6 protein-coding genes and 2 pseudogenes are annotated in these 15,053 nt (G+C 68.6%); 1 reads left to right on the top strand and 7 read right to left on the bottom strand.

The window, feature by feature from the left end:
- Positions 1–605 precede the first annotated feature (605 nt).
- Both C6376_RS45085 and C6376_RS07990 read right to left on the bottom strand, forming a co-directional pair.
- Positions 606–999 (bottom strand): annotated as a pseudogene (locus tag C6376_RS45085) (hypothetical protein); the annotation flags it as partial.
- A gap of 61 nt (positions 1,000–1,060) precedes the next feature.
- On the bottom strand, positions 1,061–1,957 hold the full coding sequence (locus tag C6376_RS07990; protein WP_107442772.1) for a phosphorothioated DNA-binding restriction endonuclease: 897 nt from the start codon (positions 1,955–1,957) through the stop codon (positions 1,061–1,063).
- A gap of 880 nt (positions 1,958–2,837) precedes the next feature.
- Between C6376_RS07990 and C6376_RS07975 the strand changes: the two are divergent.
- Positions 2,838–3,052: pseudogene (locus C6376_RS07975) on the top strand (site-specific integrase); the annotation flags it as partial.
- A 464-nt stretch (positions 3,053–3,516) separates the two neighbouring features.
- Here the strand turns inward: C6376_RS07975 and C6376_RS07970 are convergent.
- The 5 genes from C6376_RS07970 to C6376_RS07950 all read right to left on the bottom strand — a co-directional run bounded on the left by C6376_RS07970 (position 3,517) and on the right by C6376_RS07950 (position 14,908).
- Positions 3,517–6,219 (bottom strand): NACHT domain-containing NTPase, encoded by a 2,703-nt coding sequence (locus tag C6376_RS07970; RefSeq protein WP_159083168.1) that lies wholly within the window; start codon positions 6,217–6,219, stop codon positions 3,517–3,519.
- Between the two features lie 211 nt (positions 6,220–6,430).
- Positions 6,431–7,702 carry a TIGR02679 family protein gene (locus C6376_RS07965; protein WP_107442768.1) on the bottom strand — a complete coding sequence of 424 codons (1,272 nt, stop codon included), beginning with the start codon at positions 7,700–7,702 and terminating at the stop codon, positions 6,431–6,433.
- On the bottom strand, positions 7,699–11,955 hold the full coding sequence (locus C6376_RS07960; protein WP_107442767.1) for a TIGR02680 family protein: 4,257 nt from the start codon (positions 11,953–11,955) through the stop codon (positions 7,699–7,701). Before C6376_RS07960 ends, C6376_RS07965 begins: the two co-directional genes overlap by 4 nt.
- Positions 11,952–13,277 (bottom strand): TIGR02678 family protein, encoded by a 1,326-nt coding sequence (locus C6376_RS07955; RefSeq protein ID WP_107442766.1) that lies wholly within the window; start codon positions 13,275–13,277, stop codon positions 11,952–11,954. The genes C6376_RS07960 and C6376_RS07955 overlap by 4 nt, the downstream gene beginning before the upstream one ends.
- Complete coding sequence (locus tag C6376_RS07950) at positions 13,274–14,908, bottom strand: TIGR02677 family protein (protein ID WP_107442765.1); 1,635 nt, start codon at positions 14,906–14,908, stop codon at positions 13,274–13,276. Before C6376_RS07950 ends, C6376_RS07955 begins: the two co-directional genes overlap by 4 nt.
- Positions 14,909–15,053 lie beyond the last annotated feature (145 nt).

Here is a 15,053-nt window from a genome sequence, read left to right as displayed (position 1 = left end):
GGGGCGGGCTCGCTCACCGGGTGCGGGGCGGGCTCGCCCACCGGGTGCGGGGCGGGCTCGACGGGGCGGGCGGCGAGCCGCTCGATGCGCCAGACCGGCACGCGCGCCGGCGAGTTCGCGTCGTCCGGCGCACGCTGGCCGACCGCTTACCTCAGGAGCCGTGCCGGGTCGCGCCCGGTGCGTTCGACCTGCACCGGGGCGGCGGCGAGGGCATCGCCAGTGATCTACTGCCGATCATGCCGTTGCTGATGCTGGACCTCGGCAACACCCTGGTCGACCGCGACGCCGCCTTCCGTGACGCCGTCACCGCATTCCTCACCGAGCACTGCCTGCCCGACACCGACCTCACCTGGGTGATGGATCTCGACGCCGGCGGCGGTACCGCCCGCCACGAGGTCGCAGCGGCCATGACCGACCGGTACCGGGACAGGGTGCCCACCACGGCCGTCCACGCCCTGCTCGACCGTGGCGCTGCCGATCGCGTCGTACTGGCCGACGTCTCCCGCGAGGCCCTCGGCAGAGCACGGGCCGCCGACTGGACCTGCGTGATCGTCACCAACGGCCGCACCGCCCAACAGGAAGCCAAGATCCGTCGCACCGGACTCGACCAGCTCGTCCAGGTCGTCGACGTCCGAGGTGAACGGTGACCCGTCCCTTCTGCTGTCGCGCGATCGCGGCGAGCACGGCGTCGACCGCGTACTTGTGGCCGTGCAGCTCGGCGTCGGTCAGGAGCCGGCGTGCCCGGCGGGCCTCGTCCTTCCCGATGCCGACGACCTGGAGCCGGGACAGCACCCAGTCCCAGCGCTGTTCGGTCGTTCTGCCGTCATACGCCTCGACCAGGGCCATCGGCGACGTCACCACTTCGGCCTCCCCTCGCGCCGCGAGGTCGAGCCGGGCGATCATCTTCCGATCACCGCGCACTGCCAGGGAGAGGGCTTCACAGCCCAGGACGAAGACCCGGAGCCGCCTCTGCCCGTGCTCACCGACTCGCTCCTTCACGCAGCCCCTCCGGCGTTGCGCTGCCCGCAGGCGCGGCCAGGCGCGGCCGACGATTCGATGTTCAGGCGGCCGTGGCAGGGCGTGGGCTGCCGTGGAAGACCTGGCTGATGTGCCAGGAGCGGTGGGTCGTGGCGACGGGCTGGGCGCCCGGTTGGGGGCCGATGAGTGGCCGGCCGGCGAGCGCGATGACGTGCTCGCGGGCGGCGGGGCTGTGGCCGACGAAGCGCTGGGAGACCAGGACGCGGTGGCCGTCACCGACACCGAGGACGCCCTTGTCGAAGAGTTTGTGGTGCAGCGAACACAGGCACAGTCCGTTGTCGACGGTGTCCGGGCCGTCCAACGCCCACCAGCGCACATGCGCCGCCTCCAGCCCGACTGGCACCGCGCCGATCCTGCCGTCGTAGCCGCAGAAGGCGCACCGGTACTCGTATGCCGTCAGGACCCGCTCCCGCATCCGCGGATCCCGTCGCCTTCGCACGGCGGCCGAGAGCTCTCCGGACTCCGCCGGCTCCAGCCCCAGGCCGACGAATTCGCACAGGTCGCCGTGGAGCGAAGGCGGGAAGTGCAGGTCGAGCAGGACTCGCGCCATCCGGCCGAGCAACGCCGGCTCACGCCGCAGCGCCGCCCGCAGCTCCGGCGCCAGCCGCCCAACGGCCCCCGCGGCCCGCAACTCACGCACCCCGCTGCCGGGGCTGCCCGGTCCGCGGTCGGTGCACACCTCCCACACGCCGTCGCTCACCAGGTGGTGGAACGGGTAGGCCGGAGTCGTCCTGTTCGGCGGACCGTACTCGGTCAGGAGCCGCTGCAGATCTTCCTCCACCGCGCTGTACCGCAGTTCGCCGACGGCATCCTGCTGGAACCGACCGAGGGCGTACAGCAACAGCAACGGCTTGTGCGGCGCGCGGGTCCCGCTTCTGGTCCACTGCCTCAGCCTTGCGGTGCGCTCCAGCCAGTCCATGACCGGCGATCGTAGTCGCGTCTCGTCGACCAGCGATCTGCGCATGTGCGGAACGCCCAACGGGTCGTGGCGAGTTGATTGCGACGCGTCGTCACCATGTGGCGCCATCGTTCGCGGGTCGGTTGTTCTCCGTCGATCCACCGTGCTCGCACGGTGTGCTCGGGAAGCGGAAGACCGGACAATCCGGTAGCCGCAGACCGCGTCCGCAACCGGCAGAAGCGCGGGTCCCGCGGCGGCCGTTCGCCGAAGTCCGACCGGGACGACTACAGGCAGCGGCACGCGGTTGAGTGCGGGATCAATCGCCTCAAGCGTCACCGGGCCGTGGCCACCAGCCATGACAGGCTCGCCGTTCGCTACGAAGCGACCGTGTTGATCGCAGCCCTCAATGAGTGGCTGTGACCTGCACTTTCACATGGCAGTCCTGGGGCTACGTGCCTCTGTAGGTAGAGAGTCGGAGTTCTCACTGTTGGATATGGGCGTGCCGAAGAGCGATGACTACATGAGAACCAGTGCTCGACTGACTGTCTGGGGCTGCCTTGCCGGGCTGGCCGTGGTCCTGGCTATTCCGGTGACCATACTGGTGACCGTCCTCCTGTTCGGGATGCCGACCCCCTAGAGCTGTCGGTTGCCCAGCGCACACCCTCTCGTTGTACAGACGGCGGACGGAATGGCCCGTCAACAGCCGTCGCTCAATGAGTAGCTGCGACCTGCACTTCCGCGACAGGTCCTAACTTGTTCTATTTCTTCCGGCCCCGAACGGTGTCTCGTACTGAGTCGCTCACCGGGGGGTGCAGGACATGGGGGGCCTTCGTCTGACCCTGTGCTCCGGCCAAGGTGCACGTGACCGAGACGAACGCCGTGCGGGTGAGTCTGCTGCCTGATCAACGGAGACGAGTGGACGCCGCGGGAGCTCCGGCACAGCTTCGTGTCCTGCTCTCCGACCGCGGCGTGCCGCTGGAAGAGATCTCCCGGCTCGTCGGGCACTCCGGTACGGCTGTGACGGAAGAGTGCTACCGGAACCAGAGCCGGCCCATGATCCAGACCGGTGCCGTGGTCATGGATGGCATCCTCGGGAGCACTCCGCAGCAGTCGTAAGCGCGCAGGAATCGATAGTCACGCAGTGAGAAACGCAGCAACGCCAGAGGGCCCATACCGACTCGGTAAGGGCCCTCTGATCTGCTATTCAGCTGTCGGGGTGGCGGGATTTGAACCCACGACCTCTTCGTCCCGAATGAGGGTCGGTCGTGATCTTCAGCGGTTGGTTTGCTGTTTTGCCTGGTCAGGGTGTTGGTGTGGGGCGGTGTTGGTTGGTGTCGAAGGGGCTTGGAGAGCGGGTTGGCTCCCAGATCGCTCCCAGGGTCCTGCACGAACGTGGTTCAGCCGTGTAGCGCAACCACAGGAGTAGTGAGTCCCTGCAGGATGGTGACGACGGATGCCACCGAGTCGACGGCCGAGTTGAGGTCTTCTGGGTTCTCGGTGATACAACGCCTGTCGAGCGGAGATCGCTGCCCCGCCGAAGTGACCTGTCGCCTGCCAGCACGGTGGCGGGTCTGTCCGCGTCACTGCTCGTCGAATGCCTCCGTCAGGCGCAGTCGCACTTTCAGGCGCCCACTCGCATTCACCTTCTCAAGGGTGATTTTTCCTTCCTCCTGCATCCTGCGGACGAAGCCCTGCCAAGCGTCGAGACCGTATTCTCGAACCCAGTTGAGCCGGTTGTCGTCGGGCGCGAAATCACGCGAGTTCACAATGATTGGCCCCCTGGCGAGGGCGATGTTCGACTTGAAGTAGCTGTCGATCTCGGTGATGTCTTCGGTAACTTCGTCAGCCAGCCCGAGCGCGTGTTTGATCCTCGACTGCCCAACCGCCAACTCGTCTTGCGTCAGCAACTCGAGCACCTGCTTGTAGGAGTCTCCCACCAGGGCGACGCCTGTCGACTTCGACAGATCCAGTCGATCGACGCGGCTGGAGGCCAGCCGAAGCTCAATATCTGGCCCCACGGTCAGGTTTTGGACATGCGCCTCCTCGAGTGAAACCCGGCCGGAACCACCGAGCTCTAGAGACTCGACCGTGATCCGCCGCACGGAGCGAGGGCCGTCACCGGTTCCGTGAACCTTCGCCCACAGCTCGCCGAGACTGATCGCCCCAGGTAGACGCTGGTCGTAGGGCTCGGCGGCGGTCACCTTTTCCTGGAGTGCGGCGATCAGTTCGGTCGGCATGTTGCCACGCTCCGTTCGCCAAATAGAGACGATCAGCTGCGCGCAGAGCCCCGAGATGGCAACGCTGAACAACAGGGAGGCTGCCTGGTCGAGCGGCAGCCGGGCAACCTGCCGGGCGAGGAACTGCTCGGCGATGGCGAGGTGGGTGAACTTGAACGAGAGTTCATTCTCCGCCCATTCGGCGCTCATTCCGCACAACGCGATCAGCCGACGCTTCTCCTCTTTCGTGAGGTCACGGTCCAGAGCTTGTGACGCTGCCAACTCAAGATCGTCTTCCGAGACTTCCGCAACCGCGTTCCGGGCGATCATTTCCGCAACCTCGGAGAAGATGTCGGCAAGCACTCCCGAGCTGAAGAGTTCGACGCCGGCCTGGCCAGGCTGCTTGCGCCGTTCGCGCTGTAGGTAGGTCTCGACGACAAACTGCAAGAACTCCAGCGACTTATCGGTCCGTGCCCAGACCGCGAAGGCCAGACAGAAGAACGGTGTAGTCAACATCTGCCGAATCTCCGGGGACATCTTGGCCCGGGCCTCCTCGACAGGGAGTCTGTGGGTGAGTTCCCGCAGTTGTTCCGGCCGCCATGGCAGGAGCTCAAGCGTCGTCACATATGGCGGCCAGTCCATCGAAGCGTGAAGTTCCAGGTCCTGACGGAGGCGGGCTTCAGAGTAGCTTGACCGCGCAGACAGGATCACTGTTCCCCGGCCGCGCAGTGCGTCCAGGATCGGTCTCAGACCGCTCAGTGGGTTGTCGTAGGTACGGAAGCCGAGCAACTCGTCGAAGCCGTCGATCACCAGAATCGCCAGACCCGCGCGGCACAGCGCCAGCACGGAACGCGAGTTGAGAATCAACGTACGCCCCATACTGGCGTCGAGAAGCGTGTCGAGGCTGTTTGCACTCTTCCCGCTCGACGAGATGTAGATCGAAATGGGGGCGAGCTCCCCGCCACGAGCGAGTGACTCCCGAGCAAACTGCAGCAGGCTATGCGTTTTGCCTGATCCGGCCTCGCCGGTGAGCGTGATGAGGTTCGTGTACGAGCTGTAGATGCCGGTCCGGGCGGCGATCCGCTTACACGCTTGAGTGATGGTGACGTCGCTGCCATCTCCGAACGGACCATCTGCGACACAGACCCGCGCAGACACATCGGGGACATGCTGCTTGAGATCCGGGAATAGCTCCTCCCTGATCAGACTCTCTTCCGTTACCTGCTCCTCGAGCTCCTCCAGGAGCCGTTCCTTGAGGAGCTCCCAATTGCAGATGTCTGCTAGGAACGCCTTGTACGGCTTTGTGCCCGACTCGGAATGCCAGACCCGGGCGTGATCAGCATTCAGCTCGAACCGGTCGACGCGCCGGATTGTGCCACCGGACGTGCGTAGGTCCCAGCGCACCACGATTGGCTCGGGCGGGGCGACGAGAGTCTGGATTGACTCCCGTGCGGCGAAACCGTCCAGATCCTTCTGGATGTCCAGCGCGAAGCTCTCCAGAAGCCGGTCGCCGCGCTGCGGCCCCAGCTTCTGGAGCGCCTCAAGGATCTCCGACCGCGTGACATCGGTCGCGTGCCCGTGGCGGGGCCAATAGGTTGCGGATCCCTCGGAGTAATCGTGCAGGGCGGCGAGCTCACCGTTGATGGGAATGAAGAACGGCTCCAGCTCGGTGACGTGCCCGTGTGCATAGATCGCCACGATGTGGTCCGCGTTGGCTGAGACAACCTGATGGAGTGCATCGAGGTCTACGTTTTCCGGATCCGGGCCGCCATGGAACACCTGGTTGCGCATTCGGCGGATCGAGGTGTCTTTAGCGACCTCGGTGTTGATGCTGTCGGCGACGTCAAGCGCGGCGGATTCACAGATGTCACATCTCAGAGAACTACGCCGTAGCAGGATGTAGCGGGACCAGACATCGAGGGATCCCGGTGTAGTCAAAGAGGAAGGTTTTCCGGTCGCAGCGGCACAGAGCAGCCCCAGCACTCGCAGTTGGAACTCGACGTGAGCCAGAGTCTTGAGCGGCGCCTGCTGCCGGTCTGGCGCTGCCACAAGGTACGCGATAGTCACGTCATCTCCAGTGGGCACGGGCACGGGTCGGACCAGCATTTTCACACGTCAACCCCAGTAATCCAGCGGAGTTGGTCGAGGTTACGGCCCCGGCAGTTGGCTGGGTCCGGACTTGCTTCCGACTCCGGAGCGGTGCCCGAGTCGGGAACCGACCCAGGCCGGGGACTTCAGAGCAGCTTGGCTCCCGGAGTCCGGCATGGTGTCGATGTCTCTACGCCAGGCGTGAAAGGTCGGCCACCAAGAGGTCGAGCGTGGCCTCCTCATGGAGCGCGACGCCGAGGGCGGTCATGGCAGGGGCGAGATCCGAGTCCCAGTCCGCGTCGACCGGCGGGCCGTCGAGCGCCAGTTGAGGGATGCCCTCGGCCTGACTGCGAGCGGCCAGGTGCTCGTAATCCGCGGTGCCCATGCGCCACGGCCGGGCTTCGTAGCGGCGGATGACCCGGTTGGCGAGAGCGATCCCCGGCCAGTCGAAGTCGCCGTGGTACGCGAAGCGGCAACCCGTCGCGGCGAGGGCGTCGAGAAGCGTGAAGACCACGGTGGCGGCGCTGCCGGACGTGCATACGAGGGGCTGGACGCAGGCCGCGTCCGCCGCGGCTTCAACCACGCGCGGATTCTCACAGATGTGGATCAGCGTTCCGGCGGGCAGTTGCAGCCGAAGGTCATGCAGGTCGCGCGGTGTGACGTGAACTTCGGCGTGATGGTCGGCCCGCTCCCGTAGGGCGCGCTCCTGCCAGCCCTCGCCGTCGGGCCGCAGCCCGTACGTCAGGACCGTGCTGGAAACCTCGTCCGGAGTGACGGACACCAGCCGCCACAGAGCTCGTCGACCGGCCGCGTCGTCGGGGAACTCAGTGCCGTGGGCGAGGGCGACGCCGCGTTGGACGAGACGTGCGAGCCAGGTGCCGTCGTCCAGGCCGTGCGCGGAGCCGGTCGCCATGGCGGCGAGTTCTCCTCGGCCGAGTGTGCTGCCCCGCTCGGGTCCGAGGAGAGTGGTGAGGACTTGGACCGCTTGCTGGAGTGTCCATATCGCTGCTTCGGGCGTCACTCCCTTCGGAACGCCGGTACGGCGCAGCAGGTCGTACCACTGCCGGGGCCATTCCTGGTCGGCGAGCGGGGAGGTGTCCAGTGACGAAGCGAGGGACGACCACACCTGTTCCCGCCGTGCCGCAACGTCCGCGCGGGCGGCACGGCGGTCGGTGAGTGGCGGGCCGAGTTCCTCCAGGGTCTGTCTGAGGCCGAGTCCGGCGGCCGAGGCGCGTAGCCGTGCGTCGAGCACGTCGAGCCGTATGGTCACGGCGGCACCTGTGAGGGGTTTGCCCAGCAGGAGAGACAGGTCGTTGCGTTCCTGGGCGTTCATCGCGGTCAGCCGGAGCGACCCCGTGGCCTGTACGCCGTTGCTCTCCAGGCGTTTGCGTGCCCCCTGCCAGAGTCGGGTGAGTCCAGGTCCCGCCAGCCAGTCACGCGTTGCGGCGGGCAGCCCGCTCATACGGACACCAGACGCCGGTGCCGACCGTTCCAGGTGTAGTGGAGGGTGGCCACCCCGCGTACGTGGGGATCACGGAGGCACTCGTAAATGTGCAGGGATGGGACCTCGGGCCAATTGCCCATGAGCCGCTCGCTGGTGAGGACGAAGTCGAGATCGAGGTCGACGAGGATACGGCCCAGCCGGCCATGGGTGGGTTCGTCGACCTTCGCGAAGGCGTCGTCCAGGAGGATCAGGCGTGGCGCATGCGGTGCCGACTCGGCGAGGCTGGTGAAGTGGGCAGCTGCTGCGGCGAAGAGCACGAGGTAGGAGAGGACCCGTTGTTCGCCTTGGCTGAGACCGGTCCGGCCGGTCAGTTTCCGACGGCGGCCCGGAGCCGCTTCCTCGACCACGAAGGTGTGGAAGCGGAACCAGTCGCGGTAGTCCAGCGCGGTCCGCAGATGGGCGGCGTAACCGGCTGATGGGTCGGCACGGCGGGCGTCCTCGATCCGGCGTTGCAGCACCTCGCGCAGCTGCTCGGTCTGGTCGCGCGTCCTGAGGCTCGACGGACTGCGCAGCAGCTCTACTGCCGCGCGCACATCCGCGTCCACGTCCTCGTCCAGCTTCCACAGCAGCTCGACACCGAGGCCGTGGGATGTGCGTACGGTCTTCAGGGTGTCGTTGAGAGCTGCGACCAGGTTCGCCGCGGTGATGACCTGCGCCGAGAGGTGGTCGCCGAGCTCACCGGTCAGGAACCGCTGGAACACTTCGCGTTCGCGCTCGGTGAGCCGTCCCCGGGCCTCCGCCGCCTGGACCGCGATCCGCTCGCCCACGGCTGCGACGTCATGGGACCCGTGGTCGTCGACCAGGCGGCACACCTTGACCCCGTCGCGCTCCTCCAGCTGCGCGTCAAATCCGCCGGCCAGTTGGTCGCGCAGATCGGTGTGCCGGTTGAGCAGGGTGCTGTCCGACACCTCGCCCTTCGGGCGGCCGAGGGCCTGTTCCACGGCCTCGGCGAGGGCCCGCAGTGCTCGCAGACGGCTGCGCACGTCCGCGCCGGGATCGTCCGACACGTAATCGGGCAGCGAGGAGCGGTCGAGGCCGGCGCCGAGCACCACCTCCGGTCGGCCGAGAGCACCCCGAAGAGCGCTGCCGGTGTCGATGACCGCCGTCTCCTGGTCCGTCAGGGTCCCGCGCAGGCGTTTCTCGTCCTCTTCCGCGCGTACGCGCAGGTCGTGGAAATCGTCGCGAGCTCGTTGTGCCGCGGGGAGCGCTTGGACGGCGTTCGTGATGCGTTGCTTGGCGTCCTGCTCACGGGAGAGGATTTCCTCCTCGGACGACCCGATGGCCTCCTCGCGGGTGCGCAGGTCCTGCTCAGCCGTGCGCAGCCCGGCGAGGTGGAGCCGGTAGCTTTCGTCCGCGGCCAGGCGATCCTCTTGGGCGCGTCCGTACCTGTCGGCATCGGCCTGGTTCGTACCGAGCCGCTCGCCCGTGCCGCTGACGGCCCTGCGTAGATGCCCGATACCGCTGAGCAGACCAGCCAGTGCGGTGCGCACACGGTCCAGGGAGGAGGAGTCGCCGGGCAGGTCGTGGGCAGTCGCGGTGGCATCCGCCTCGGTCCGCGCCGATACCGCGAGAGCGCGTGTCTCCTCGGCCAGCCGCGCAGCCCGGGTTGCCTTGGCGGTCAGGTCGCGCAGGGTCCGCTCGGCTGATTCGGTCCTGCTCCAGGCGTCCGCGAGATTCCGTGCCCTGGGGAAGTCCCGTTCCGTGAGCGTGAGAGCCCGACGCATGGCATCGACTGCGGCGAGCTCCTCGCGGACATCGGCCAGCCGCTGCTGAGTCCGCGCGATCCGCTCCTCCAGCTCGGCGAGGATGCGCCGCCGAGTCTCGGCGCGTACGGCGGCCCCCACGTACTCGGTGTCGCCCTTGTCGTGACGACCACGGAGTACGCCCAGACGCCAACTGCCGTCGTAGGAAACCGCGTTGTGCGCGGAGGTCTCCTGTGCCGATGCGAGTGCGATGGTGGCCAGGAGACCCCCCACCTGCTCGGAGGTGACGCCGCAATCCGGTTCAGGGGCTGGGCGCAGGGCCGAGGCGAGAGTCGGCCCGTCGGACAGCACGGGACCCGGCTGGAGAAGGGTGTCCCGGGTGCGTGGATCGAGAAGGACGCCGTCCGCACTCACCCACGCGTCCAGGATTCCGCTCGCCTCCAGCGCCCCTTCCAGACCGGCTCGGTCGGCCGGAGCCACGCCGTCCACGAAGTCCACGAGCCGGTAGAAAGGGGCTCCACTGCCCGGCGTCCTCGCGGCGGCGCGATGGTGCGGGGCCGGCGGCTCGGGGTCGGTACGTTGCTCCCAGTCCTGCTTCTGCTCCGCCAGGTGGTCGAGTTCCTCGCCGAGCCGGTTGACGCCGAGTGCCAGGGCGTCCCGGCGTCCGGTGAGTTCCTCGCCGTACGGTTCGAGCGCGGCCTGAGCGGTTCGCCACGCCTGGTCGTCGATGTCGGGCGGCAGCGTGCGGTCCGCGAACGGCGCGTCGGTAGAGGTCTCGTGGCCGACGGTGGTGTGGACGGCGTCCAGGGACGGGCAGTCGGGGCCCAGTGCAGTCTGAGTGCGCGCCGCCCACTCGGCGACTTGGCGGGAGTAGGCGCCGCTCTCCTCAGCGACCTTCTCACGGCTGCCCTCGACATGGCCGGCGGCCTCTTCCGCCTCGCCCTCCAGCCGTTCCCGCTCGCCATCGGCCTGAGCCGCCGCGGCCCGGGCCTCGTCCGCCCGTGAGATGAGGCGGGTCACCTCCTGAACCATCCGGGCCCGGTTTCTCGCGACCGCCTCGGCGTCCTCCAACTGGGTCTGCCAGGACCGCAGTCCTTCCTGCGCCGTGACCGTGTCCACACGGGCCACCGACCGGTGCCGTACGGTACGCGTCTCCCCGTCCGGAGTCGTCAGCTCGGTCTCGGTGGCCTGGGCGAGAACCGTGCGCGGCAGAGCCACCGCCTCGCCGAGATGGCCGGTGGGAAGCCCTGCCTTCTCCGCCTGCGTCAGCAGCTCCCGGTGTTCGGTTCCCAGCTCGGCCAGTCGGCTTCCGAGGTGTTCGACGCCTTCGGCCAGCCGCTCCGCCGAGCCCTCCTCCGCGTCGTGGGCGTTGCGCAGGGTGGTGAAGGCGGCCGCGGCGGCGGTGTGTAACGCCTCCACCGTGCCGCGGCGCTCCGACAGCTCGCGCAGGCTGCGGTAAGCGTGACTGGCGTGCAGGGCGGCCAGGTCGGTCCGGGCGTTCTGTTCCTCGTCGCGCAGGGTCTCCAGTCGGCCCTCCGACTCCTCCTCCTGCGTCCTCAGGTCGCTCGTCCGCTGTGCGGCGTCTCCGGCTGCCCGGCGCCGCTGTGCGAGGACGCCCAGCTCGTGGCTCACTCTCTGGGCGGAGGTGCGCAGGACGCCGGCCAGGTAGCCGCGGTAACTGGTGAGGAACGTGCGCAGGGCCGCGTCGGTGCGTTCCAGGCGGCCGAGTTCGTCCCGTACGGCGTCGAGGTCGTGGAGGTTGCGCGCCACCTTCTCGACCACGTCCTCGTCGAGCCCCGGCAGGGTCTCGCTCAGCAGGGAGACCAGACCCCCGTGTTCGATCCGGTCGCCGACCGTCGGGCGCCGCAGCCGGTGGAGGAGCTGGGTGAGGTTGCGGTAGCGCGTCGTGTCGGTGATGCCGAACAGTTCCCGGGCCACACGCGCACGGTGCTGGACCGCACGGTCGGTCGTGTTGTCGGAGCCGACGATCTCCTTGAGCCGGTCGACCGGCAGCGGCTTACCGGCCTCGACCAGGTGCAGGTCCTCACCGATCCGCAGCCGGGTGACGAAGAACGTCGGCAGCGCCTTCTGCGTGGACTTCGAGGCGCGGATGGCAGCACCGAGCGTCAGGTGGCGGTGACCGCCGTCGTCGGCCGTGCCCCGGAACTCCACCCACAGGTACCCGAGACGGTTGGTCTGCTCGAACCCGTCCAGCATCAGCCAGGCAAGCGTGGTCCGGCCGGTGCCGGTCGCGTCCAGTGCCCGGGAGTCGCCGTCCAGAAGGTACGGAAGCAGCATCTCCAGGGCCTTGGACTTGCCCGCGCCGTTCTTGCCGCGAAGGAGCAGTCGTCCGTCGCCGAAGGAGAACTCCTGCTCGTCGTACTGCCAGACGTTCTGGATGCCCGCCCGGTGCAGCCGGAAGCGGGTGCCGCTGGTCGTTGCGGGGCCGGCGGCTGTCGCAGCGCCGGAACGCGGCAGCGGAACGAGGCCACGCGCGTCGGTGGTCATAGCGGCAACTCCTCTTGAACGTCCGTGCCTTTGCCGGCTGCGGTGGCCGGGCGCACCGTGACCTGGGTGGCGTAGCGGGCCGCTGCTGCCAGCAGCACCCAGCCGTCGCCGCCGGGCCGTGCGCCATGGACATCGGTCACCGTGCGTCCTTGCGACGCCTCTTCGACGTACCCCTCCGGCAGTCCTTCGCCCGCGGCGCGCAGCCGGCCCGCGCAGGCCATCAGCCGCATGCGAACCAGCAGGTCCAGTACGGCCTCCCGCAGAGAGGGAAGGTCCTCCAGGTAGCCGCGCTGCCAGTTGCTGCGCTGCCCATACTCGGCGATCAGCTCGGCCAGCACCTCATCCACCAGGCCGTCCGGGACAGCCACCCCGATGACGAGCGTCCCACCGGTCGCCGGATGCCCCGGCTCCTGCGGCCGAAGCCGTTCCACGAGCCGTTCCGCCAGCAGCAGCGCGGCCTGTGCGACGGTCCCGGTGCCCGGCAGGTGCAGATCCGTGAGCTCCTCCTCGGGGTCCACCAGCGCCACACCCTCGGCACGGATCTCCATCTCCAGACCCAGGAGTTCGGAGAAAGCCTGGGCCTCCCGGCGCTGCCTGGTGCGCAACCAGTCACGCTCGGCGTCGGTCAGCTCATCGAGGTGGACGACGGGTGTCTCGACGAGCATCCGGCGCACATAGGTGCGTGGCCCGCCGAAGCCCGGGTCCGCTGCACGCCGGACCAGATCGGCGCCGTCCCGGGCCTGGGAGAGCGGGCCGGCGACAACCACGCGCGCCAGCTCCCGATCTATCGTGATCAGGGCTTCTCCGCCCGCCTCCTGCGCAAGCGCGGCCACATGGCCCTCGGTCTCGATGAGCACGCCCCAGTCGACGAGCTGGCGCAGAGCCGCGACCAGGGTCCGCTTCCCGGCCGCCCGCCCCGTTTCCTCCAACTCGATCCCGGCGTCGGCCGCGGCGGCCCTGATATCGGCGACCAGGTGTGACAACAGCATCTGCCCGGGCGCGGTCACCAGCACGGACAGGGCCAGCGCGAGGCAGGCGTACGTGTGCGGGGTGAACGGGGTGCCGGTGGAGCGCTCCAGGCGATGACCCGAACCCGCCCCCAGCCCCGCCTTGAACAGCCGGGCGTAGGAGCTGTCGACCAGCAGGCGGTAGCCGAGCACCAGCTGGAACCGTTTGCCCAGCCAGTCGGCGTGCCTGCGGATCAGCGGGAAGAGGTCGGCGTGGGGGCCGTCCGATGCGATCAGCGGGTGGGCGAGCAGCAGTCGGGCGGCGGTGCGGCGCTCGGCTGCCAGGGCTACGTCGTGAGTCGAGGGGAGGGTCATGACACGCTCGCCTCCGCTTCGCCGTCGACCGCGGCGGAGGTGCGACCGATGTCCAGCTCCAGGTCGTCCAGCAACAGGTCGCCGTCGGCCGAGTACAGCACCGTTCGCATGCCCGCCGTCCGGCGCACGGTGAGGCGGATACGCAGTTCGGCGTCTTCACTGCTGGCCGAGTCGAGCTCGAACCCCGCCGTCCTCTCCCCGTCCGTGCTGACGGGCCTGCTGAGCTGTGCGTTTCCGAGCGCTGCGGCCAGCAGCTCCAGGAGCAGGCTGAGTGCCGCTGACGTGAGGCGTACCTCGGCGAACCGGCCGGATGCGCTGCGCAGTTCGTCCGCCGCCGCTGCTCTAGCCGCTGCCCGCTGCCGTGCGGCCTCCCTCAGCAGCTGCTTCTGCGCGGAGTGGTCCTCCACCGCGGAGGCCCGGCCCCGCTGGGCGCGGCTGCCTCTCTCCCGCAGGGCCACCGGTACCTCGACCACCGGGCCGGTCCACCAGCTCGTGTAGGCGGGCACCACCTCGTCGGTGGCCGGAGGTATGCTCAGATGGCGGGCGCCGTACAGCCCGAAGGCGGCGACGGCGATGTCGTGCGCGTCCCGCGGCGCCGCTTCGTCGAACCAGCGGGCCAGCCGCAGCAGATCCTTGCGCCGGGACATCTCCCCGGTGGCCGACCGCAGCATCCGCTTGGCGTTGGCGAGCAGCGACTGCAACGCGCGCAGGGTGGCATCGCGTAGCTGGTCGACCTGGCTGCCCTGACCGTCGGTATTGCTGAACCAGCCGCGCAGGCCCTCCCAGTCCGCGAATTCGCGGCCCCGGCTGCGCTGGATCCGGACCTCGGGGCGGCTTTCGCCCTGCGCCTGCCCCTGTGCCGAAAGCCCGGTGAGCCCCTGGACGTGGGAGTCCAGCCGCTCCAGCAGAGCCGGGATGTGCGGCCACAGAGTGTCCAACGCCGCCGAGATCCGGGGCGCGCGGAACGCCACATCCTCCGTGATCGCCTCTACGTAGTCCAGGAGCAGCTCCTTGAAGCCCTGGTACTCGGCGCTGTCCAGGTCGTATCGGGACAGCACCTGGCCGAGGTAGGCGTAGAAGTCGCGTATGGAGTCCGCGAACTCGGTGAACTGCACGAACAGCGTGCTGATCCGCTCCAGTCCGTCCTGCGGCTCGACACCGCCCGGCGCGGTCACGAGGTCGGCCAGCTCCCGTAGCCCGCGCTCGACCAGCGCCAGCAGTTCGTTGCTCACCTCACGGGCGGCGTCGGCTTCGGCCAGAACCCCGTCGGCGTCCCGCTGGATACGTTCGCCCAGTTTCGACAGCTGGTAGCGCGAGCGTGATCGCTGGTACTCGCTGATGCTGGACGCGTTCACCGTGTGGCTGCTGCGGAGCAGGTTTCCCCACTGGACCAGCTGTTCCAGTCGGACCGTGAGGGTGTCGGCGTCGAGTCCTGCGGCGGAACCACCGGCCTGGCGCAGTTTCGCCATGATGTCCGGGACGGCGAGATCCGCCAGCAGCGTTCCGCAGAAGACCCGCATGATCGCGACGTGCTCCAGCCGCTCGGGCGCGCTGAGGTACGTGTACGCGTTCAGCCGCCGCCGCGCCTCCTCGTCGGCGTCCTGACCTGCACCAGATGCTGATGCCCCCATGCCCGTGAGGTTACGCGGCGCATACGGGCGCCGCCGGTGAGTGGCCGAAAATGCCACGGACGTGTGCCGGCCTGTGGCGATTCCCGTTGCAGCGGCGTGTGCGGCAAGGGGGTGTCCGGCGTCCCCGGCTCACCCTGAATGGGCC

It is taken from the genome of Streptomyces sp. P3, from assembly GCF_003032475.1.
In the GTDB taxonomy this organism is placed as follows: domain Bacteria; phylum Actinomycetota; class Actinomycetes; order Streptomycetales; family Streptomycetaceae; genus Streptomyces.
This window is presented reverse-complemented; position numbering and strand designations above follow the sequence as displayed.

Bases quoted from the DNA above. Each gene is read 5' to 3' on its own strand.
- C6376_RS07990 (WP_107442772.1), bottom strand. From the start codon at position 1,957: ATGGACTGGCTGGAGCGCACCGCAAGGCTGAGGCAGTGGACCAGAAGC.
- C6376_RS07965 (WP_107442768.1), bottom strand. From the start codon at position 7,702: ATGAGCGGGCTGCCCGCCGCAACGCGTGACTGGCTGGCGGGACCTGGA.
- C6376_RS07960 (WP_107442767.1), bottom strand. From the start codon at position 11,955: ATGACCACCGACGCGCGTGGCCTCGTTCCGCTGCCGCGTTCCGGCGCT.
- C6376_RS07955 (WP_107442766.1), bottom strand. From the start codon at position 13,277: ATGACCCTCCCCTCGACTCACGACGTAGCCCTGGCAGCCGAGCGCCGC.
- C6376_RS07950 (WP_107442765.1), bottom strand. From the start codon at position 14,908: ATGGGGGCATCAGCATCTGGTGCAGGTCAGGACGCCGACGAGGAGGCG.